Source organism: Cellulosimicrobium sp. NPDC057862 (assembly GCF_042797035.1).
Taxonomy (GTDB): domain Bacteria; phylum Actinomycetota; class Actinomycetes; order Actinomycetales; family Cellulomonadaceae; genus Cellulosimicrobium.
On sequence record NZ_JBHVMH010000002.1, the window covers coordinates 390,070 to 409,284 of the forward strand.

Below are 19,215 nucleotides of genomic sequence, written 5' to 3' on the forward strand. Positions count from 1 at the left end.
CCGACCGGGCCGCTCCTACCCGCGCTCGACCTGCGGCGCGCGGCGCAGCGTGCCACGGTGGAGGCTCACGAGGCCCCGGAGGTGCGCATGGACGTCCTCGCCGCCCACGGCGACGCGATCGGCGCGTTCGACGCGCTCGTCCGCCCGCTGCGGGACGACCAGTGGGCGCGGCCCACCCCGGACGCCGACTGGACCGTGCGCGACCTCGTCAACCACCTCACGGCCGAGCAGCTCTGGGCGCCCGAGCTGCTCGCCGGGCGCTGGATCGAGGACGTCGGCACCGTCTTCGAGGGCGACGTGCTCGGCGACGACCCGGTGGGCCGGTGGGTCGACGGGTCCGTCCAGGCCCGCGAGGCGTTCCTCGCACCCGACGCCCTGGACCGCCGCGTGCACCTGTCCTACGGCGACGAGTCGGGCGCGGAGTACTGCGCCCAGATGACGTTCGACCTCGTGGTGCACGCGTGGGACCTCGCCCGCGCCGTCGGGGCGGACGAGACGGGCGAGCCCGCGCTGGTCGCGTGGGCGCTGCACTACGCGGAGTCCCGCTCGACGTTCCTCGAGCCAGGCCCGCTGTTCCGCGGTCCGCTCGACGTCGACGACGGTGCCGACGACCTCACGCACCTCCTCGCGCTCACGGGCCGCCGCCGCTGACGGTCGTGCGCCGGGTGAACGTTCGCGGAACGCTCGGCCCGGCGGCAGGTCCGGCAGGACGGCTGCGCGGGTCGCACGCCAGACTGGCCCCATGCCGCCCACCTCTCCGGGTCGCTCCCGGGACCAGCGCACGACGCACCCGTCCCCCCTGCTCCGGCCCGCCGCCGACCGCGGGGGCCGCCCGCTCGTCGTCGGGCACCGCGGCAACTCGTCCGTGGCGCCGCAGAACACGCTCGCGGCGTTCGAGGCCGCGTGGCGCGCGGGCGCCGACGCGATCGAGCTCGACGTGCACCTCACGGCCGACCGCCGGGTCGTCGTGCTGCACGACGACGTGGTCGACGAGACGACGGACGGGACCGGCCGCGTGGACGGGCTCACGCTGTCCCAGGTCCGGGCGCTCGACGCCGGGTCGTCGTTCTCGCGCGCGTTCGCGGGCCAGCGCGTCCCGACGTTCGCGGAGGTGACCCGGCTCGTCGCCCAGCGGCCGGGGCTCGACGTGCTCGTCGAGCTCAAGGGCGTGTGGTCGGTCGAGGACGTCCTGCTCGTGACCCAGCAGATCGACGACGCCGGGCTCGACGACCGCGTCCTCGTCCAGTCGTTCTGGCCTCCCACGGTCGCGGCGCTGCGCGACGCCGCGGGCCACCTCGACCGTGCGCTGCTGCTCGCGCTGCACCCGGACAGCCTCGCCGAGCTCGTCGAGGTGTGCGCGGACCTGGGGGTCGTGGCCTGCAACCCGGAGGTCGCGCTCCTCGCCCACGAGCCCGGCCTGGTCGAGACGCTCCACGGCGCCGGGCTGCGCGTGCACGTCTGGACCGCGAACACGACCGACGAGTGGGACGACCTCCTCACCCAGGGCGTCGACGGCATCATGACCGACCGCCCCGACCGGCTCGTCGGCTGGCTCGACGCCCGGTTCGACGGGTGGGGCGCGCACGGTCGCCCTAGCGTGGACGGATGAGCGCCACCCCGACGCCCGCGCCCGGTCCGCTCCCCACCCCTCCCGGCCCGCCCGACCCCGTTCCCGCCCGCACCCCCAGCGTGTGCGTGCTCGCCCTGACGCCCCTGCTCACGGTGGAGATCGAGCCGGCCGGTCCGTACGAGACGTCGCCCGAGGTGCACGTCCACCCCGGCGGCCAGGGCCTGTGGCTCGCGCGGATGGCGTACTCGCTCGGCGCGCAGGTCGTCGTGTGCGGCCCGTTCGGCGGCGAGACGGGCACGGTCGCCGCGCACCTCGCGCGCGCCGAGAACCTCGACCTGCGCGCGACGACGACCGGCGGGAACGGCGCGTACGTCCACGACCGGCGGAGCGGGCACCGGGAGGAGGTCGCGACCATGGACCCCTTCCCGCTGAACCGGCACGAGGTCGACGACCTGTACGGGACGGTCCTCGTGTCCGGGCTCGACGCCGCGGTGACGATCCTCACCGGGTCGGAGACCGCGGTCGGGGTCCCGGCCTCGTTCTTCGGGCGGCTCGCGCGCGACCTGCACGCGTCGGAGCGTCAGGTGGTCGCCGACCTCTCCGGGGAGCAGGCGCGCGCGGTCGCGGACGCACCCGGCGCGGTGCTCAAGATCAGCCACGAGGAGATGGTCGAGGGCGGGTTCGCCGACGACGACACCGAGGCGGCACTGCTCGCCGCCGCGCGCGCGATGGTCGACGCCGGGCCGCGCGCGGTCGTCGTCTCGCGCGCGCACGACCCCTCCCTGCTCGTGACGCGCGAGCACACGTACACCGTGCGCACGCCGCGCATCACGACCGTCGACCACCGGGGCGCGGGCGACTCCATGACGGCGGGCATCGCCGTCGGGCTCGGTCGCGGCCTCGACCTGCCCGACGCGGTGCGCCTCGGCGCCGCGGCGGGCGCGCTCAACGTCACGCGGCGCGGGCTCGGGACCGGGCGCCGCGACCAGATCGAACGCCTCGCGCGCCGCATCACGGTGCGCGAGGCCCCCGCCTGAACCCCGCAGCACCGGCCCGACCCCGACGACAGAGGAGAACCACCGTGCGCGCCCTCGTGACCAACGACGACGGGATCGACTCCCCCGGACTGGCGGTGCTCGCCGGGGCGGCGCTCGACGCCGGCTACGAGGTCGTCGTCGCCGCGCCCGCCCGCGAGTCCTCGGGCGCGAGCGCTTCCCTGCTCGGCGCCGAGCGCGACGGCCGGCTCGCCGTCGAGCCGCGCCAGGCGCCGGGCCTGCCCGACGGCGTGACGTCGTACGCGGTCCGTGCCGCCCCCGCGCTCATCGCGTTCGTCGCCGCGTACGGCGGGTTCGGCGCGCGCCCGGACCTCGTGCTCTCCGGAGCGAACAAGGGCGCCAACACCGGCAACGCGATCCTGCACTCGGGCACCGTCGGCGCGGCGCTGTCGGCGATGACGCACGGGATCCGGTCGCTCGCCGTCTCGGTCGACGCGGCGGAGCCGCAGCACTGGGACACCGCGCGCCTCGTCACCGACCACGTGCTCGCCTGGATGGACGGGGACGCCTCGCGCGACGTCCCGCTCGACCGGCGCACGCTCAACGTCAACGTCCCCGACGTCCCGCCGGACCGGCTGCGCGGGCTGCGGCAGGCTCCCCTCGCCACGTTCGGGCTCGTGCAGGCGAACATCCACGAGGACGGCGACCGGCACCTCGTGCTCCAGTACTCCGGGACCGAGCGGCACTCGGAGCCCGACTCGGACACCGGGCTCCTCACGCGCGGCTGGGCGACCGCGACGCTCCTCGTCGCGCCCTACGCCGACGCGACGGTCGAGGTCCCGGGACTCGGCTGAGAGCGACCCCCTCGGCCTGGCACCCGGTTCCCGACAGGGCACCGCGCTCCCGGCCGTCAGCCCCGAGGTCGGCCGTCGCCGTGGTCGCCGTCCCCGTCGTCGCCGGCCTCGTGCTCGCCGGCCTCGTGGACGTCGGCCTGCCGCTCGCCGCCCGAGCCCGACGTGCCCGACCTCCCCGGCTCGTCGGCGGGCACGACCCCGTGCTCGGCCGTGCGCTCGCGCTCGTCGATGACGTCCTGGCCGGGCCCGGCGAACGCCCGCGAGCGCTCCTCGCCCTCAGGCGTGCCGCTGAAGAAGGCGGACTCGGCAGCCTCGGGCGTGGCGTCGTCGTGGGCGTCGGGCCCGACGGCGGGAAGCGGCCGGGTGCCGCCCGGCGCCTCGGCGTCGGCAAAGTTCCCGTCGCCCGCGCCGCCGGGACGGCCCGGGCCGCCGTCGGGTCCGGGGACCACGCCCACGAGCCGCGTCGGGTCCTCGCTCGGCGCGGCACCGGCGCCCCGCCCCGCGCGTCGGATCGTCCCGAGGACGACGGGTGCGTCGGCGCGGCGCGAGCCGCGCTCGGCGGGGAGCCGGGGCGGTCGCGCAGGTGCGACGGGCCCGCCGTCGTCCGCGGCGTCGCGGTCGAGGCCGCCGGGCGACTCCGCGCCGTCCGGCCCGAGAGCCCCCGAGCCCTCCCGCTCGTCGGGCCCGCCGACCTCCAGGGCGTCGGCCGCCCGCTCGAGGCGCGTGCGGGGCAGACCCTGCGGCGCCGCGCGCTGCAGCCAGTCGACGAGCCCCTCGCGCACGAAGCACCGCAGGTCGAACAGGGTGGGCGCGTCGTGCGCGCTCACGAGCGCGCGCACCCGCACGAGGCCACCGACGGCGTCGGTCACCTGGAGGATCCCGACGCGCTCGTCCCACAGGTCGGTGAGCGCGAGGAGGCGCCGCAGCTCGGCCCGCATCGGGCCTACCGGCACCTCGAAGTCGAGGTCGAGCTCGACCGTCCCCAGCAGGTCGGCCGCGCGCCGGGTCCAGTTCTGGAACGGCGTCGTCGTGAAGTACGTGGAGGGCATGATGAGGCGGCGGTCGTCCCAGAGGTGCACCACGACGTACGTCATGGTGATCTCCTCGATGCGGCCCCACTCGCCCTCGAGCACCACGACGTCGTCGACGCGGATCGCGTCCGTGAACGCGATCTGCATGCCCGCGAACACGTTCGCGAGCGACGTCTGGGCCGCGAGGCCCGCGACGATCGAGATGAGCCCCGCGGACGCGAGCAGGCTCGCGCCCGCCGCGCGGGCCGCCGGGAACGTGAGCAGGATGCCCGCGACCGCGCACACGACGATCACCGCCACGGTGAGCCGGCGCAGCACCGTGATCTGCGTGCGGACGCGGCGCGCGTGCCGGTTGTCCGCGGTGTCCATGCGGTAGCGCTGGAGCGCGGAGTCCTCGAGCACGAACGCGATCGCGCCCACCCACCACGCGCCGACGACGATGAGCGCGATGAGCAGGAGGTGCTCGACCGCGGGGCGCCACGGTGTGGACGCGTCCGTCGTCAGGCGGACCGCGATCCACACCGCGACGACGGTGAGCACCGCCCGGTCCGGTCGGCGCAGCCGCCGCGAGAGGTCGCGGGCCAGCTCGCTGCGCCGGCCCGCCCGGCGGACCACCGCGGAGATCACCGTCCCCAGGACGAACGCCAGCAGGACGCCCGCCGCGACCGCACCGAGGGTGACGAGGACGTCGGTCGTGCTCTCGAGCTCGGTGTCCATCCCCCCAGGCTAGGCAGGTGGCCGGGTGGTCACCTCCGGGCCGCGGGACGCGAGCGACGCGACCCCGAGCGCGGCGGCCGGGCGAGCCACGGGGCGAGCAGCCGCGTCACGCGCGGCAGCACCAGGTACGTCATGACGGGCGTGAGGACGAGCGTCGTGGCGAGCACGCGCGGGACGGCCGGCACGGCGTCCCACGCCGGGACCAGGCTCCCGACGAGCAGCGTGAACGCGAGGTTCACCGGGAAGAACCCGAGCCAGATGCTCACCGACTGCTTCCAGCGCGGCGGCGCGGCCACGACCGTCCCGCCCGGCGCCGGCGCGGTCGGCGCCGGGGCGTCGAACCAGCCCTCGATGCCCGTACGGCGCTCGACCCGGGTCTCCTCGACGAGGTCCCGTCCCTGCGCGAGCCAGCGCACCCGGTCCGGCGACGTCTCCCACGCGTCGAGCATCGCGGCGTCCGCGAACCGGTAGAGCATGTGCCAGTCGTGCGACCCCGCGGACGCGCGCACCCAGCCGGAGCCGAGGAACCCCGGGTAGCGGTTGGCGAGGTTGACGCCGTTCTGCACCCAGCGCGTGACCGCCGGGACGTTCTCGGGCAAGACCCGACGCTCGATCGCCACGGTCACGGGCCCGGTGCCGACGACGGGTGGGCGAGGGGCCGGACGGGACAGCAGGTTCGGGGGCAGGGCGGGGGCGGGGTCGCCGCCGGACCGCCGCGCGTCCCCGGGGACGTCGTGGGTCATGGGACGAGTCAACGGGGCGGGTGTTTCCGGGTCGTGAACGTGCGCGGGCGCGGGACGGATCGTCCCGCGGGTCGGGACGACGGCCGACGCGCGGGCCGGGCGGGCCGGGCCTACCGTGGCAGGCATGATCTCGTGGGAGCTCGCGCTCGCCCTGCGCGACGCGGGCGTGCGGTGGTCCCCGGCGCCGGGCGACCGCTTCCGGCTCCTCGCGGCGGGCGGCGACGGCGACGTCTTCACCGTGAGCGACATGACCATCGAGCCGCACGAGTTCGACACCGGCGTCGTGCTCGGCTTCAACGGGACGACCGAGTGGGCGCTCGACTCCGTCGCGCTCGAGGACGCGCTGTGGCACCCGCTCGAGAGCCAGCTCCGCGAGCTGCTCGGCGGCACGTTCCGGAGCCTCGAGCGGACGACGGGCGGGTTCGTCGTGCGCACCGAGGTGCTCGACGACCTCGCGACGTTCGCCGCGGCGGGCGCCGCCGACGCCTACGCGCGGGCGCTGCTCGCGCTCGTCGCCGCGAGCACCGAGGACCCGCCCTGACCCGCCGCCGGAGGGCGAGCTGGCTCGACGACGTGCGCCGCGCCCCGTCCGTCGTGCGACGCGTGCTGCGCGCGCTGGGCGACGAGCCACCTCCCGCCGTCGATCCCGAGCCGCCCGAGGTGTCGCCCGACCTCGTCCCCCTCCTGCGCGAGCTCGGGACCGCGCTGCTCGACTCCGGACGCTCCGTGACCGACGTCGAGGACGACCTGGAGGCCGTCGCGCGGCGCTCGGGCGCGTCGACCGTGGGCACGCTCGTCCTCCCGACGGGCGTCTTCGTCCGGGTCAGCACCGCCGGCGGCACGGTCGCCGACTTCGCGGCCGCCGCCGCGAGCGGCCTCAACCTCGACCAGATCGGGGCGCTCACGACCCTCGTGCGCCGCCTGCGCACGACCGACGTCCCGCTCGACGGCGCGCGCGCCGAGCTGCGTGCGATCGTCGAGCGACCGCCACGCTTCGGCCCCGTGCTGACGGTCGTGGGCCACGGCCTCCTCACCGTGGGGTTCGGGCTCGTGCTCAACCCGACCGCCCGGCTCCTGCCCGTCTACCTCGCGCTCGGGCTCCTCGTCGGCGCGCTCCGCTGGCTCGGGACCCGGTGGCCGACCCTCGCGACCGCCCTGCCCGTCGTCGCGGCGTTCGTCGTGACGCTCCTGGCGATCGACGTCGTGCACCCCTGGCTCGGCGACGACCCGCTCAGCGTGCTCGTGCCGCCGCTCGTCTCGTTCCTGCCCGGCTCGGTGCTCACCGTCGCGGCGATCGAGCTGACGAGCAACCAGATCGTCGCCGGCGCGAGCCGGCTCGTGTACGGCGTCGCGCAGCTCCTGCTGCTCGTGTTCGGGGTCGTCGCGGGGGCCGCGGTCGCGGGCCCGCTCGTCGCCGCCCCGGCCGCCGACCCGCTCGGGTGGTGGGCGCCGTGGGTGGGGATCCTCGCCGTCGGTCTCGGGCAGATGTACTTCGCGTCGTCGCCGCGCGGCTCGCTCCCCTGGGTGCTGCTCGTCCTGCTCGGCGCGTACGCGGCCCAGCTCGTCGGGGCGCTCGCCGCGGCGCCGCTCGCGGGTTTCGTGGGCGCCCTCGTCATCGCGCCGCTCGCCGCGCTCGTGGAGCGGACGCCGCACGGGCCACCCGCCGCCGTCACGACCCTCCCGGCGTTCTGGCTCCTCGTGCCCGGGGCGCTCAGTCTCCTGGGCCTCTCCGACCTGGTGAACGGCGGCCCGGAGGCCGCCCAGGAGATCGCGAACGCGGTCGTCGCCGTGTTCGGGATCGCGCTCGGCACCCTCGTCGGGTCGGCGGTCACGCGGGACGCGGGACGCGTGACACGTACCCTCTTCACATCCTGACCACACGGTCGGCACCTCATTCGCGAGGCTTCCCCCCGTCACGGCACCTCGCTGGACACATGTCTAGTTGAAGATGGAACAGCCGACAGGCCTCCCGGGTCCACCTTGCGACCAGGCCTGCCGGCGTCGTGGTGAGAGGGCGCGTGCGTCCCGCCCCGACCGCACGCCGTCGTGGTCACCCAGCGCTCCGTCCTGCGCAGGTGCACCAGGGATGGGAGCGCTTCCGCGCTCGACCGCCCGCGACCACGGCCCGATGATCGGATCGTTCGCTTGACCACTGCACAGCACCAGAAGACCGCACCGCACACGACCAGCACCACCGGCGCGCGTCCCGCCGCCCCCGGCGAGGCGCGCTAGATGGGCCGCCACACCGCGAGCCGAGCCTCGCTCCCCGTCGCCCTCGCCTCCGCCGCGCGCCGCGGCGCGCACGGCGCTGCCCGCGTCGCGCCCCGCCGTCGCCGCGTCCTCGGGACCGGCGCCGCCGTCGCGGCCGTCGCGCTCACCGCGAGCACCGCCGCGGCAGCCTTCGCCGACGGCTCCGCGCCTTCCGCGCAGACCACGTCCCCGTCCGCCGAGCAGGCCGGGTCGCCGTCCGTCACGACGACCGCCGCCGGGACGGCACCCGCCACCCTGGGGGCGGTCGCGGCCGACCCCGCCACCGTCGAGGCCGCGAGCGACGCCCTCGTGCGCGCGCAGTTCCTCACCGGGGAGGGTGCCTCCGGCCTCACCCCCGAGCAGATCGCCCAGATCGAGGACGCCCGTACCCGTCTCAGCACGGCCGTCACCGCAGCCTCCCCGGCCGACGGCTCGTCGAAGCTCGCCGAGCTGCCCGCGCTCGCGGGATCCGGGCTCGCCGACGCCACGGACGACACGGCGGCCGACGACGCCACCGAGCCCGAGGGCGACACCGCGACTGGTGACGCCGAGGACGGCGCGCTGCTGACCGCTGCCGACACCCTCGACGCGAGCGTGCCCGGCCTCACCGAGCGTGGCTCCGACCGCGCCAGCCGCTCGTCTGCCCGCGCGTCGCTCGACGACCTCACGGCCGTCCCCCCGCTCGAGGCGGCCGTACCGGACCTGGCCGAGGCCTCGGACGACACGGCCACCGCCGCGACGCCCGACGCCGCTGCGAGCGCCGACGCCTCGACCGAGTCTCCCGAGGAGGACGCGGCGGCCGCCGACTCGGCGACCGCGGCGCCCGACCTCGCGACCGGCGCCACCGACGACGACGCGACCGCACCGGTGGCCGACGCGTCCCCCGCCGGAACGCCGACCTCCGACGAGATCGCCTCGCTGACCGCAGAGCTGTCGACGCTGCTCGACGCCGCCGGGTCGGGCGTGACCGTCGAGGTCGTGCCCGGACCGCCGTCGGCCGCGGAGATCGCCGCCCAGCTCGACACGTGGGCGGCCTCCACGGCGGGCTACGGCAACGGGCAGATCCCCGCGAGCGCCCTGTGCGAGCTGTCGTTCGCGCCGGGTGAGCAGCTCCGCTGCGACGCTGCCCACCAGATCGAGGCGCTCAACGAGAAGTTCCGCGAGGCGTTCGGCGTGAACCTCTCCGTCACGGACTCCTACCGCTCCTACGCCTCGCAGGTCGCCGTCAAGGCGTCGCGTGGCTACTTCGCCGCGCCTCCGGGCATGTCGAACCACGGCTGGGCGCTCGCGCTCGACCTCGGCGGCGGCATCCAGGGGTACGGCACCGCGCAGTACGAGTGGATGCGCGCCAACGCGCCGGCCTACGGCTGGGACAACCCCGAGTGGGCCCGCGCCGGCGGCTCGAAGAACGAGCCCTGGCACTGGGAGTACGGCGACCTCTCCTGAGGCTCCCGCTCCCCCGATCCCGGCCCCGGCACCGCGACGACCTCGCGGACCGGGGCCGTCGTCGTCCCCGGGAGCACCCGACGCCGCACCCCCCGCCCGGTCGAGCCCGGCGGTCAGGCCAGCGCGGTCACGATGAGCAGCATCGTCACGAGGAATCCCGTGACGAGGTTGAGCCACAGGAACGTGCGCCAGCCGGCGTTCGCGCGCTCGCAGTCGTGGTCGCGCACGTCGCGGAACCGCAGCACGTTGGCCGCGTACGGGAGCGGCAGCAGGGCGGCGAGGACGCCGGGCCACGGCAGGACGGCGAGGACCGCCGCGGCGGCCACGTACGCCCCCGCCGCGCCGAGCACGGTCGCGTGCGCGCCGACCGCCGTCGCGACGGACGCGATGCCGCCCTCGCGGTCCGCGCGCACGTCCTGCACCGCGCCGAACGCGTGCGACGCCATGCCCCACAGGACGAACCCCACGAGCACGGGCCACACCGAGCGCGCGGAGAGGTCGGCGTCCACGAGGACGAGCGCATAGAGCAGCGGCCCGGCGAAGTGCATCGCGGACGTGAACGAGTCGAGGAACGGGCGCTCCTTGAACCGCAGACCCGGGGCGGAGTAGGCGACGACGCCGAACACGACGAGCGCGAGGACCACGCCGGCGAGCGGGTCGCCCAGGAGCACCAGGGCGACGAGGAAGGGCACGTTGGTCGCCACGCAGGCGCGCAGGATGCGCTGGTGGGTCGTCCGCGCGGTCGCGGGGTCGGCGAGCGCCCCCTCGATCCCGCCCTTGCGCGGGTTGCGCAGGTCGCTCGCGTAGTCGAAGACGTCGTTCACGCCGTACATGAGCAGGTTGTAGGGCACGAGGAAGTACAGCGTCCCGACGACGAGCGCGAGGTCGACCCGGCCGCCGGTCGCCACGAGATAGCCGGCGGCGAACGGGTAGGCGGTGTTGATCCAGGAGAACGGCCGCGACGCGGCCAGCACGTCCTTCACCGGGCGTCCTCGTCGGCGCGGCCGTCGGTGGCCCGGCCGGGGGTGGCACGGTCGTCGGCGGCGCGGTCGCGGCCGCGCGCCCCGAGCACCGTCCACAGCACCGGCACGCCCAGCGCCGCGGCGAGCGCGTAGGCGAAGTCCTCGAGCGGAGCGCCCCAGACGTACACGCCGAGGATCTTGTCCGGGGCGTAGACGTAGAGGTCGGCGGCGATCATCAGCGTGTCGAACACGAGCGTGAGCACGCACATCACGACGGCGGTCCACACGAGCGGGCCCGGTCGCAGGCGCCGCAGCACGCGCCACGACACGACGACGAGGACCACCAGGACGATCACGTTGAGCACGATGTTCGTCACGCGTCGCCCTCCGCCCGGGCACGGCGCGCGGTGAGCACGCGCTCGGCAGCGCGCCAGACGAGCAGCGCGTTGTAGCACAGGAGCGTCAGGAAGACCGCCTCCTCGACGGGGAGGTCGGGCGCGAGCAGGAGCCCCGTCATCCAGGGGCTCTCCCCGCGGGCGAAGATGCCGAGCACGAGGCCCGCGACGTCCCACAGGAGGAACCCGACGACGCCCAGGCCCACCGTGAGCGCGGCGCGGCGCCAGTCGGACCAGAACGCGAGGCGGAAGCGCCGGTCGAGCAGGGCGAGACCCCCGAGCGAGACGGCGAGCGCGCCGAGGTACGCGAGGCCCGTCACCGGCGGACCTCGACAGGACCGCGGTCGGCCGGGCGCAGCCGCGCGGGCCTGCGGCTGGCCGCGAGGAACCCGGCGCGCAGCGGCGCGGGAAGCGGGCGCGACGACGTCTCGCCGAGCAGCCGCTTCGCGACGAGCTCGGCACTGATGAGGCACATCGGCAGTCCCACGCCCGGGATCGTGCCACCACCGGCGTGGTACAGCCCGTCGACACGGCGGGAGACGTTGCCCGGCCGCCACAGCGCGGACTGCCGCAGGGTGTGCTCCATGCCGAGCGCGCCCCCGCGCCACGAGGAGAGCTCGGTCGAGAAGTGGGCGGGCCCGAGCACGCGCCGCGTGACGACCCGGCCCGGGAGGTCCTCGATCCCGGCCCACCGGCCGACCTGTGCGAGGTAGCGGTCCGCGAGCGCCTCGAGCGTGCGCTGCGACGGGACGTCGGCACCGAGCGTCGGGTCGGCGGGGAACGGGACGAGGAGGAAGAGGTTCTCGTGCCCGGGCGGGGCAGCGGGGGCGCTCGACGACGGCCCGTCCGTCGCGGACGTGCGCGACACGTAGAGCGAGGCCGGGTCGGGTACGCGCAGCCCGCGTGGGTCGCTCCGGCGGTCGGTGCCGAGCACGGCGTCGAAGTTCGCGGGCCAGTCGCGCGTGAAGAAGAGGGAGTGGTGCGCGAGCTCGGGCAGCTCGCCCCGGACCCCGGCGAGCACGAGCAGGGCGGAGATGCCCGGCCCCTTGTCCTCCCACGCTGCGGCGGGCAGGTCGGCCCAGCGCGACTCGAGGAGCGCGGTCTCGGTGTGGTGCCGGTCGGCGGCCGACACGACGACGTCCGCCTCCACGAGCTCGCCCGAGGCGAGGCGGACGCCCGTGACGCGCCCGCGCCGTCCTTCTCCTCCGTCGACCTCGATGCCCGTGACGTCGGCCCCGGTGCGCACCTCGGCGCCCTCGGCGCGCGCGAGCCGCGCGGCGGCCTCGATCAGCGTGTGCATCCCGCCACGGGGGTACTGGACGCCGTCGACGAGGTCGAGGTGGCTCATGAGCGAGTACAGCGCGGGGGCACGGTACGGCGACGAGCCCAGGAAGACGGCGTGGTACCCCAGGAGCTGGCGCAGCCGGGGGTCCTCGACGGCGCGCGCCGCACGGTCGGCGAGCGACTCGCGCAGCAACGCGGCGAGGCGAGGGAGCCGGCGCAGCACCGCCGGCGAGAGCGCCCGGTCGAGGCGCTCGAACGTCGTGTACAGGAAGTGGTCGAGCGCGAGGCCGTACGCCTCGCTCGCGTCCGCGGCGTAGGCGGCGAGGCGTCCGCCGGCGCCGGGCTCGACGGCGTCGAACCGGGAGCGGTTCACGCCCGGGCTCGCCGAGAGCTCGAACGTCGACGCGGCGTCGGCGCCGTCGGGCTCGAAGAAGACGCGGTAGGCCGGGTCGAGGGGGACGAGGTCGAGGTGGTCCTCGACCCGCGCGCCCAGGAGCGCGAAGAAGTGGTCGAACACCTCGGGCATGAAGTACCAGGACGGCCCGGTGTCGAAGCGGAAGCCGTCGAGCTCGAGCGTGCCGGCCCGGCCTCCCAGGACCTCGTGGCGCTCCAGCAGCGTGACGCGCGCGCCCCCGCGCGCGAGCAGCGCCGCGGTCGCGAGCCCCGAGATCCCACCCCCGACGACGACGACGCGCGGTGCCCTCACGCGAGCACCTTCCGCGAGCGCGGGGACCGGCCCGAGGCCACTTGCCCCAGGAGCTGACCGCCCGCGGCCCGGGCGGCCAGGGCGACCTTCATGGTGTCGGGGACGCGCACGCGCGCACGCAGGATGTCCTCGGGCGGCGTCGCCGCGAGGCGCGCGAGGAGCCGCTCGTAGACCGCGACCGTCGCGGCGACGGCGATCCGCGGCCGCACCGGCAGCCCGGGGAGCGCCGCCCGCGCCGCGGCGAGGTCCTCCTCGACCTCGCGGCAGAACGCCTCGACGTCACGACGCCGCAGCCGGCCCGGGACGACGCCGGGCAGGTAGGCGCGCCCCAGCTCGTCGTGGTCGGTGCGCAGGTCACGCAGGAAGTTGATCTTCTGGAACGCCGCGCCGAGGGCCCGCGCGCCCCGCACGAGCACGGGGTCCGGCACCCGGAGCGGCTCGCCCGGGCGGCGTCGCGCGTTGAGGAAGACCGCGAGGCACATGAGACCGACGACCTCCGCCGAGCCGTAGACGTACCGCTCGTAGCTCTCGCGGTCGTGCACGCGCACCGTGAGGTCTGTGCGCATCGACGCGAAGAACGGGTCGACCTCGGCGCGACCGAAGCCGCAGCGCCGCGCCGCGAGCGCGAACGAGTGCACGACGAGGTTGGTGGACCATCCGCGCTCGAGCGCCTTCGCCGTCTCGGCCTCCAGCTCGTCGAGGAGATCGGCGGCGCCGTCGCCGCGGCGCGTGTCCACGACCTCGTCGGCGATGCGGACGAGGCCGTAGACGGCGTCGATGCCGTCCCGCGTCGGGGCGTCGAGCAGGCGCGCACCCAGCCCGAACGAGGTCGAGTAGGACGCGAGCACGACCCGGCTCGCCCGCGCTGCGGTCAGGTCGTACAGCCGTGCCGGGTCGTTCTCGTCGCCCACGTCGTCGTCCCGTCTCCCGTCGCCGGGGCACCTCCCCGGTCATTCCTCAGCATGCTGAGGAATTAAGAGTGGCACGGGACGCGCGCGCTCACACCTCGGGAGCACCCTCCGCGCCGCCGGGCACCGCGACGTCGATGCGACGCGGGCCCGCCTGCCAGGCCTCCCACGCCGACGCGATGATCTCGGGCAGCCCCTTCGTCGCCGTCCAGCCGAAGAGCTCGTTGATCCGGCGCGGGTCGCCGACGAGCTGCGGCGGGTCGCCCGCACGCCGCGGCAGGACCTCCGGCGTGACGTCGAGCCCGCTGACGCGCCCGATCTCGTCGATCACCTCGCGCACCGACGACCCCTGCCCGGTCCCGACGTTGAACACGTCGAACGGGCGCTCGTCGGCGTCGAGGTACCCGAGCGCCGCGAGGTGCGCATGCGCGAGGTCGAGCACGTGGATGTAGTCGCGGATGCACGTGCCGTCCGGCGTCGGGTAGTCGTCGCCGAAGATCTTGGGCTGCTCGCCGCGCTCCAGGCGGTCGAGCACCATGGGGACGAGGTTGAGCACGGCGGGGTCGCCGAGCTCCGGCCAGCCCGCGCCGGCCACGTTGAAGTAGCGCAGCGCGACGAACCGCAGGCCCCACGCGCGACCCGCCGCGCGGCCGAGCCACTCGCCGACGAGCTTGGTCTCGCCGTAGGGGTTGATCGGCTCGGCGTGCAGCTTCTCCTCGACGAGGGAGACCGACGGCATGCCGTACGTCGCCGCGGACGACGAGAAGACCAGCCGGTCCACGCCCGCGGCCTGCATCGCGGTGACGAGGTTCGTGAAGCCGCCGACGTTCTGCTGGTAGTACCAGGCCGGCTTCTCGACCGACTCCCCCACCTGCTTGCGCGCCGCGAAGTGGATCACCGCGCGCACCTCGTGCTCGGTGAGGGCGCGCGTCAGCACGTCCACCGCCTCGGGCGCCGCGACGTCGACCTGGACGAGCGTCGCGTCGCCGACGCGGTCCGCGCGACCGGTGCTGAGGTCGTCGACCACGACCACCTTCTCGCCACGCTCCTGGAGGAGGCGCACCACGTGCGCGCCGATGTACCCGGCTCCGCCGGTCACGAGGATCGTCATGCCAACCACCCTAGTGGGACCGACCACCACCCCCGCGGCGCCGAACCCGGGGTCGTCGCCGGGCTCGGCGCGACGTGCCGCGCGCTCAGGCGTGGCCGTGCGCCTCGCGGTCGCGGAGCGCGGCCGTCTCGAGCTGGAACGTCGAGTGCTCGACGGAGACCGGGAAGTGGTGCGCGACGCACGCGCGGACCCGCTCGGTGATCTCGAGCGCGTGCCCGTCCCGGAAGCACGCGTCGTCGACCACGACGTGCGCCGAGATGGTCGGCAGGCCGGTCGCGACGGTCGAGGCGTGGAGGTCGTGCACGTCCTCGACGTGGTCGAGCGAGAGGATGTGCGCCCGGACGTCGTCGAGGTCCAGGCCCTCCGGCGTGAACTCCATGAGCACGGCCGTCGCCTCACGCAGGAGGCGGAAGGCACGGGGGACGATGAGGAGCGCGATGAACAGGCCGGCGATCGCGTCCGCCTGCTGGTACCCGGTCGTCGCGATGACGACGGCGGCCACGATCACCCCGACCGACCCGAGGGCGTCGTTGACGACCTCCAGGAACGCCGCGCGCAGGTTGAGGTTCGCGCGGCGCCCGGACGCGAGGACGGCGATCGCGACGACGTTGCCGACGAGGCCGACGATCCCGAAGACGAGGAGCTCCGACGAGGGGACGTCCGGCGGTGAGAACAGCCGCCGGACACCCTCGACGACGGCGTACGCGCCGACCGCGAGGAGGAGCGCCGCCTGCGCGAGGGCCGCGAGCACCTCGACGCGGCGGAAGCCCCAGGTGCGGCGCTTGGTCGCCGGGCGGAGCACGAGCGACGCGGCGACGAGCGCGACGGCGAGCCCCGTCGCGTCGGTGAGCATGTGCGCCGTGTCCGTCAGGAGCGCGAGGCTCCCCGTGAGGACCGCCCCGACGGCCTGCGCGACGAGGATCGTCGCGGTGATCCCGAAGGCGACCGCGAGCCGCGTGCGGTGGTCGGGCGCGGCACCCCCCGCGCCGTGGTCGTGCCCGGCTCCCATGACCCTCCATTCATCGTTCAATGACGATGATATCGGTGATCGACGATGGATGCCAGACCGGCTGCGCCGCGGGACGCGTCACCGCGGGGGTCAGGGAGCCAGCGCGACGTGCTCCGCGTCGGCGAGCAGGTGCGCCACCTCCGGCCGCACGAGCCGGTACCAGGACGAGCGCCCCTCGCGCCGGACGGCGACCACGCCCACCTCGCGCAGGGTCGTCAGGTGCGCGGAGACCGTCGACTGGGCGAGCCCGAGCTCGCGCGTGAGGTCGACGACGCGCCGCTCGGCGCCGGTGAGCAGGTGGACGATCGCGAGCCGGCTCGGGTCCGCGAGCGCGTGGAGCAGGCGCGCGACGGCCTCGTGGTCGTGCGCGCCGTCGTGCCGGGGATCGCTCGCGGCGCTCGTCGTCACCACCCGATCGTAGCGAGCGGCACCCGTACGCCGCCCGGTCTCAGCCCCAGCCGAGCTCGTGCAGGCGGTCGTCGTCGATGCCGAAGTGGTGCGCGATCTCGTGGACGACCGTCACCGCGACCTCCTCGACCACGTCCTCGCGCGTCTCGCAGATCGCGAGGGTGGGGTTGCGGAAGATCGTGATGCGGTCGGGCAGCGCCCCCGCCGCCCACATGTGGTCCCGCTCGGTGAGGGGGACGCCCTCGTAGAGCCCCAGGAGGTCCGGGTCGTCGGCGGGCGCGTCGTCCTCGACGAGCACCACCACGTTGTCCATCTGCGCCGCCAGGTCCGCCGGGACGAGGTCCAGCCCGTCCCGCACGGCGTCCTCGAACTCGGCCCGCGTCATCTCCACCACACGACCATCCTCCCCCGTCCACGGCACCGGCGTGAGCGCCGGCCTGGCCGCGGGCGCGGCACCGCTCCGGACACGACCCCGACCGGGAAGCCACGGTCCCGCCGCTGTACACTGGCGCACGTTCCTGAGCCCCCATCGTCTAGCGGCCTAGGACCCCGCCCTTTCACGGCGGTAGCACGGGTTCGAATCCCGTTGGGGGTACGCGTGATCGCGCCGGGACCGGTGACCACCAGCGGATTTACGGATCGGCTCATCGGTACGGTACGATCCTCTCGGTTCGAAAGCGGGCCACCACACCACCAGGTTCACTGGTGAAAACCACCGGGTGCTCTGGTGTTAAGGTGTGTGTCGCAAAGAACAGCAAGGCCCTGTAGCGCAGTTGGTTAGCGCGCCGCCCTGTCACGGCGGAGGTCGCGGGTTCAAGTCCCGTCAGGGTCGCGTGAGGCGAAGAGCCCGGTCGGCATCGGCCGGCCGGGCTCTTCCCCCATGGCTCTGTAGCTCAGTTGGTAGAGCGTTCGACTGAAAATCGAAAGGTCACCGGATCGACGCCGGTCGGAGCCACCGAAGAGACCCCCGTCCGGGACCCGGGCGGGGGTCTTCTGCATCTCGGCGACGACGTCGCACGACCGCCCCTCCGCGTCCGGCACCGGCCCGCGGGAAGTTGCGCGCCGCCTCGGGTGCCGGTTGAGTGGTGGGGTCACCTGCGGAAAGGCGGAGAGATGAGCGACTGGATCGACGGGCGCATCCCGCCCGAGGAGCAGAAGCCGACGGTCGGGCAGCTCGTCGAGCGGCTGTCCGAGCAGGCGACCCGCCTCGTCCGCTCCGAGATCGCGCTCGCGAAGGCCGAGCTCACCACGAAGGCCAAGCACGCCGGCATCGGCATCGGCATGCTCGTCGTGGGCGGGGTGCTCGTCCTCTACGGCCTCGGCTTCCTCCTCCACTCGGCGATGGAGGGTCTGGCGACGGTCATGCCGCTGTGGCTCGCCGCGCTGATCGTCGGCCTCGTCCTCGTGCTCGTCGCCGGTACGCTCGCGTTCGTCGGCGTCAAGCAGCTCCAGCGCGGCGTCCCGCCGACCCCGACCGGAGCGGTCGACAGCATCAAGGAAGACGTGGCCACCATCAAGGAAGGACTGCGCCCGTGAGCGGAACCGACGGGGCCCCGGTGCCCCCGCTGTCCCAGTCCCAGATCGAGGACGAGATCGCGCGCACGCGCGCCGAGCTGGCGGGGACGATCGACGAGCTCACGACCCGCCTGGACCCGCGCGTGCAGGCGAAGGCGGCGGCCCAGCAGGCGAAGCAGGCGGCCTCGGACACCGGTGCGTTCCTCACGGGAGGCGGGCTGCCCGAGGAGGACCCGGACCGCTCGCGCAACGTCAAGCTGCTCCTGGGTGCCGTCGTGGCAGGTGTCGCGCTGGTCACCGCAGCGATCCTGCGGCGGCGCTCCTAGGGCGCCTCCTGGTCGGGCTCGTCAGACCGGGAGAACCCCTCGGACCTGTGCCGTGTCCGTCGCGCCGGCCGTGCCGGCGGCGCGGGCGCGAGGCCGGCTCAGGACTTGTCGGTGCCCTCCGCGGGCTCGCTGGCGGCACCGAGCAGCGCTCGGACCTCGGACTCGCGGTAGCGGCGGTGCCCCCCGAGCGTACGGATCGACGAGAGCTTGCCCGCCTTCGCCCAGCGGGTGACCGTCTTGGGGTCGACGCGGAACAGGCTGGCGACCTCGGCGGGCGTGAGCAGAACCTCGGACTCTCCGTGCATGGACATCACGACACCTCCTCCTGGTACGCGCTGGTCCGGCAGATACCCCGGATCACGACGACAGCACGACGCCAGTACCCTCCATTGTCGCAGCATGCGGATTTCGGGCGACTTGACGGACGGGTGAATTAGGCCGCCTATGGTCGGATCGGCCGGATAGGCGCTCGTGCGGCTTACGAGTGGTGCCGGCCGGGCTCCTCGCCCTCGCGCCGCGCCTCGCGCGACACCTGGCTGCTCCCCCGCTCGTGGAGACTGTGTGACGGTAGGCACGTCCGCTGCCCGTCACGGTCTTCTGAGTGGATGGAATAGGCCCTGAGCATGTACCGTTGGACCCTGAACAGACGAAACTACACCCCGGGGCCGCACGTCTGAGCACGTAGCCGCCCCGCTTCTACGTTGAGGGGGTCGGAGCCATGGGCCGCGGCCGTCAGAAGGCAAAGCAGACCAAGGTCGCTCGCGCGCTGAAGTACTACAGCCCCGAGACGAACTACAGTGCGCTCGAGCAAGAGCTCACCGGTCACAGCCACACGGATGTCGTGACGGACTCGCGCTTCGGCGCCGAGTCGTCGGACGACCTCGAGCGCTACGACCAGCGCTACAACGACTGGTCCGACGACCGCTGACGGTCGTCGACCACTTTTCTCGCCGCGTACTGCCGCGGAAGCGTCTCGACCTCGACT

Annotated in this window: 22 protein-coding genes and 3 tRNA genes; 13 read left to right on the top strand and 12 right to left on the bottom strand. The window is 74.8% G+C overall.

The features are described 5' to 3' along the window. Positions 1–57: 57 nt before the first annotated feature. From ACFVN3_RS04390 to surE, 4 genes are all read left to right on the top strand, one after another. Positions 58–651: a TIGR03086 family metal-binding protein gene (locus tag ACFVN3_RS04390; RefSeq protein WP_378230928.1), complete on the top strand. Its 594-nt coding sequence runs from the start codon at positions 58–60 to the stop codon at positions 649–651. Between the two features lie 91 nt (positions 652–742). Then, positions 743–1,609 carry a glycerophosphodiester phosphodiesterase gene (locus tag ACFVN3_RS04395; protein WP_378230930.1) on the top strand — a complete coding sequence of 289 codons (867 nt, stop codon included), beginning with the start codon at positions 743–745 and terminating at the stop codon, positions 1,607–1,609. Then, on the top strand, positions 1,606–2,607 hold the full coding sequence (locus tag ACFVN3_RS04400) for a 1-phosphofructokinase family hexose kinase (RefSeq protein ID WP_378230932.1): 1,002 nt from the start codon (positions 1,606–1,608) through the stop codon (positions 2,605–2,607). The genes ACFVN3_RS04395 and ACFVN3_RS04400 overlap by 4 nt, the downstream gene beginning before the upstream one ends. Positions 2,608–2,651: 44 nt before the next feature. Beyond that, positions 2,652–3,419: a 5'/3'-nucleotidase SurE gene (gene surE / locus ACFVN3_RS04405; RefSeq protein ID WP_378230934.1), complete on the top strand. Its 768-nt coding sequence runs from the start codon at positions 2,652–2,654 to the stop codon at positions 3,417–3,419. A 56-nt stretch (positions 3,420–3,475) separates the two neighbouring features. Here surE and ACFVN3_RS04410 read toward each other — a convergent pair whose 3' ends face one another. Both ACFVN3_RS04410 and ACFVN3_RS04415 read right to left on the bottom strand, forming a co-directional pair. Continuing rightward, a complete protein-coding gene (locus ACFVN3_RS04410; RefSeq protein WP_378230936.1) occupies positions 3,476–5,167 on the bottom strand; it encodes a mechanosensitive ion channel family protein in 1,692 nt (563 codons plus the stop codon). A 29-nt stretch (positions 5,168–5,196) separates the two neighbouring features. Further along, positions 5,197–5,910 (bottom strand): antibiotic biosynthesis monooxygenase, encoded by a 714-nt coding sequence (locus tag ACFVN3_RS04415; RefSeq protein ID WP_378230938.1) that lies wholly within the window; start codon positions 5,908–5,910, stop codon positions 5,197–5,199. A gap of 124 nt (positions 5,911–6,034) precedes the next feature. Between ACFVN3_RS04415 and ACFVN3_RS04420 the strand changes: the two genes are divergently transcribed. The 3 genes from ACFVN3_RS04420 to ACFVN3_RS04430 all read left to right on the top strand — a co-directional run bounded on the left by ACFVN3_RS04420 (position 6,035) and on the right by ACFVN3_RS04430 (position 9,606). After that, positions 6,035–6,451 (top strand): pilus assembly protein CpaE, encoded by a 417-nt coding sequence (locus tag ACFVN3_RS04420; protein ID WP_378230940.1) that lies wholly within the window; start codon positions 6,035–6,037, stop codon positions 6,449–6,451. A 32-nt stretch (positions 6,452–6,483) separates the two neighbouring features. Continuing rightward, positions 6,484–7,785, top strand: a complete 1,302-nt coding sequence (locus ACFVN3_RS04425) for a threonine/serine exporter ThrE family protein (protein WP_378230942.1) — start codon at positions 6,484–6,486, stop codon at positions 7,783–7,785. A gap of 357 nt (positions 7,786–8,142) precedes the next feature. Next, positions 8,143–9,606 (top strand): D-alanyl-D-alanine carboxypeptidase family protein, encoded by a 1,464-nt coding sequence (locus ACFVN3_RS04430; protein ID WP_378230944.1) that lies wholly within the window; start codon positions 8,143–8,145, stop codon positions 9,604–9,606. A 113-nt stretch (positions 9,607–9,719) separates the two neighbouring features. On the opposite strand, the gene ACFVN3_RS04435 is transcribed toward ACFVN3_RS04430, so the two are convergent. The 9 genes from ACFVN3_RS04435 to ACFVN3_RS04475 all read right to left on the bottom strand — a co-directional run bounded on the left by ACFVN3_RS04435 (position 9,720) and on the right by ACFVN3_RS04475 (position 16,774). Continuing rightward, positions 9,720–10,589 carry a prenyltransferase gene (locus ACFVN3_RS04435; protein WP_378230947.1) on the bottom strand — a complete coding sequence of 290 codons (870 nt, stop codon included), beginning with the start codon at positions 10,587–10,589 and terminating at the stop codon, positions 9,720–9,722. Next, the gene (locus ACFVN3_RS04440; RefSeq protein ID WP_378230950.1) at positions 10,586–10,945 is read right to left on the bottom strand and encodes a lycopene cyclase domain-containing protein; all 360 of its coding nucleotides are present in this window, start codon (positions 10,943–10,945) and stop codon (positions 10,586–10,588) included. Before ACFVN3_RS04440 ends, ACFVN3_RS04435 begins: the two co-directional genes overlap by 4 nt. Continuing rightward, positions 10,942–11,283 carry a lycopene cyclase domain-containing protein gene (locus tag ACFVN3_RS04445; RefSeq protein WP_378230952.1) on the bottom strand — a complete coding sequence of 114 codons (342 nt, stop codon included), beginning with the start codon at positions 11,281–11,283 and terminating at the stop codon, positions 10,942–10,944. The genes ACFVN3_RS04440 and ACFVN3_RS04445 overlap by 4 nt, the downstream gene beginning before the upstream one ends. Continuing rightward, a complete protein-coding gene (gene crtI / locus ACFVN3_RS04450; RefSeq protein ID WP_378230954.1) occupies positions 11,280–12,953 on the bottom strand; it encodes a phytoene desaturase family protein in 1,674 nt (557 codons plus the stop codon). The genes ACFVN3_RS04445 and crtI overlap by 4 nt, the downstream gene beginning before the upstream one ends. Beyond that, complete coding sequence (locus ACFVN3_RS04455; RefSeq protein WP_378230957.1) at positions 12,950–13,864, bottom strand: phytoene/squalene synthase family protein; 915 nt, start codon at positions 13,862–13,864, stop codon at positions 12,950–12,952. Before ACFVN3_RS04455 ends, crtI begins: the two co-directional genes overlap by 4 nt. A gap of 88 nt (positions 13,865–13,952) precedes the next feature. Then, positions 13,953–14,972, bottom strand: coding sequence for a UDP-glucose 4-epimerase GalE (gene galE, locus ACFVN3_RS04460; protein WP_378230960.1), 1,020 nt, complete (start codon positions 14,970–14,972; stop codon positions 13,953–13,955). A gap of 85 nt (positions 14,973–15,057) precedes the next feature. After that, complete coding sequence (locus tag ACFVN3_RS04465) at positions 15,058–15,981, bottom strand: cation diffusion facilitator family transporter (protein WP_378230963.1); 924 nt, start codon at positions 15,979–15,981, stop codon at positions 15,058–15,060. Positions 15,982–16,071: 90 nt separating this feature from the next. After that, entirely contained in the window at positions 16,072–16,389 is a 318-nt protein-coding gene (locus ACFVN3_RS04470) for a helix-turn-helix transcriptional regulator (protein ID WP_064315011.1), read from the bottom strand. Positions 16,390–16,429: 40 nt separating this feature from the next. After that, positions 16,430–16,774, bottom strand: coding sequence for a metallopeptidase family protein (locus ACFVN3_RS04475; RefSeq protein ID WP_378231395.1), 345 nt, complete (start codon positions 16,772–16,774; stop codon positions 16,430–16,432). A 137-nt stretch (positions 16,775–16,911) separates the two neighbouring features. Here ACFVN3_RS04475 and ACFVN3_RS04480 point away from each other — a divergent pair. The 5 genes from ACFVN3_RS04480 (at position 16,912) to ACFVN3_RS04500 (ending at position 18,230) form a co-directional block, all read left to right on the top strand. Further along, positions 16,912–16,984 (top strand) — tRNA-Glu (locus ACFVN3_RS04480). 163 nt (positions 16,985–17,147) lie between these two features. Then, a tRNA-Asp gene (locus ACFVN3_RS04485) sits at positions 17,148–17,221 on the top strand. A gap of 50 nt (positions 17,222–17,271) precedes the next feature. Further along, positions 17,272–17,344: transfer RNA gene (locus ACFVN3_RS04490), tRNA-Phe, on the top strand. Positions 17,345–17,502: 158 nt separating this feature from the next. Continuing rightward, positions 17,503–17,925 carry a phage holin family protein gene (locus ACFVN3_RS04495; protein ID WP_378230966.1) on the top strand — a complete coding sequence of 141 codons (423 nt, stop codon included), beginning with the start codon at positions 17,503–17,505 and terminating at the stop codon, positions 17,923–17,925. Continuing rightward, entirely contained in the window at positions 17,922–18,230 is a 309-nt protein-coding gene (locus tag ACFVN3_RS04500) for a DUF3618 domain-containing protein (RefSeq protein WP_378230968.1), read from the top strand. Before ACFVN3_RS04495 ends, ACFVN3_RS04500 begins: the two co-directional genes overlap by 4 nt. A gap of 98 nt (positions 18,231–18,328) precedes the next feature. Here ACFVN3_RS04500 and ACFVN3_RS04505 read toward each other — a convergent pair whose 3' ends face one another. Next, a complete protein-coding gene (locus tag ACFVN3_RS04505; protein ID WP_024839011.1) occupies positions 18,329–18,541 on the bottom strand; it encodes a BldC family transcriptional regulator in 213 nt (70 codons plus the stop codon). 407 nt (positions 18,542–18,948) lie between these two features. Between ACFVN3_RS04505 and ACFVN3_RS04510 the strand changes: the two genes are divergently transcribed. Beyond that, the gene (locus ACFVN3_RS04510; protein ID WP_047231363.1) at positions 18,949–19,158 is read left to right on the top strand and encodes a DUF3073 domain-containing protein; all 210 of its coding nucleotides are present in this window, start codon (positions 18,949–18,951) and stop codon (positions 19,156–19,158) included. The last annotated feature ends 57 nt before the right edge of the window (positions 19,159–19,215 follow it).

What these genes read in the sequence shown, in the direction of transcription:
- ACFVN3_RS04415 (WP_378230938.1), bottom strand. Translation starts at nt 5,910, where the DNA reads ATGACCCACGACGTCCCCGGGGACGCGCGGCGGTCCGGCGGCGACCCC.
- ACFVN3_RS04420 (WP_378230940.1), top strand. Translation starts at nt 6,035, where the DNA reads ATGATCTCGTGGGAGCTCGCGCTCGCCCTGCGCGACGCGGGCGTGCGG.
- ACFVN3_RS04475 (WP_378231395.1), bottom strand. Translation starts at nt 16,774, where the DNA reads ATGACGCGGGCCGAGTTCGAGGACGCCGTGCGGGACGGGCTGGACCTC.
- ACFVN3_RS04510 (WP_047231363.1), top strand. Translation starts at nt 18,949, where the DNA reads ATGGGCCGCGGCCGTCAGAAGGCAAAGCAGACCAAGGTCGCTCGCGCG.
- ACFVN3_RS04430 (WP_378230944.1), top strand. Translation starts at nt 8,143, where the DNA reads ATGGGCCGCCACACCGCGAGCCGAGCCTCGCTCCCCGTCGCCCTCGCC.
- ACFVN3_RS04465 (WP_378230963.1), bottom strand. Translation starts at nt 15,981, where the DNA reads ATGGGAGCCGGGCACGACCACGGCGCGGGGGGTGCCGCGCCCGACCAC.
- ACFVN3_RS04395 (WP_378230930.1), top strand. Translation starts at nt 743, where the DNA reads ATGCCGCCCACCTCTCCGGGTCGCTCCCGGGACCAGCGCACGACGCAC.
- ACFVN3_RS04400 (WP_378230932.1), top strand. Translation starts at nt 1,606, where the DNA reads ATGAGCGCCACCCCGACGCCCGCGCCCGGTCCGCTCCCCACCCCTCCC.
- galE (WP_378230960.1), bottom strand. Translation starts at nt 14,972, where the DNA reads ATGACGATCCTCGTGACCGGCGGAGCCGGGTACATCGGCGCGCACGTG.
- ACFVN3_RS04495 (WP_378230966.1), top strand. Translation starts at nt 17,503, where the DNA reads ATGAGCGACTGGATCGACGGGCGCATCCCGCCCGAGGAGCAGAAGCCG.
- ACFVN3_RS04505 (WP_024839011.1), bottom strand. Translation starts at nt 18,541, where the DNA reads ATGTCCATGCACGGAGAGTCCGAGGTTCTGCTCACGCCCGCCGAGGTC.
- ACFVN3_RS04410 (WP_378230936.1), bottom strand. Translation starts at nt 5,167, where the DNA reads ATGGACACCGAGCTCGAGAGCACGACCGACGTCCTCGTCACCCTCGGT.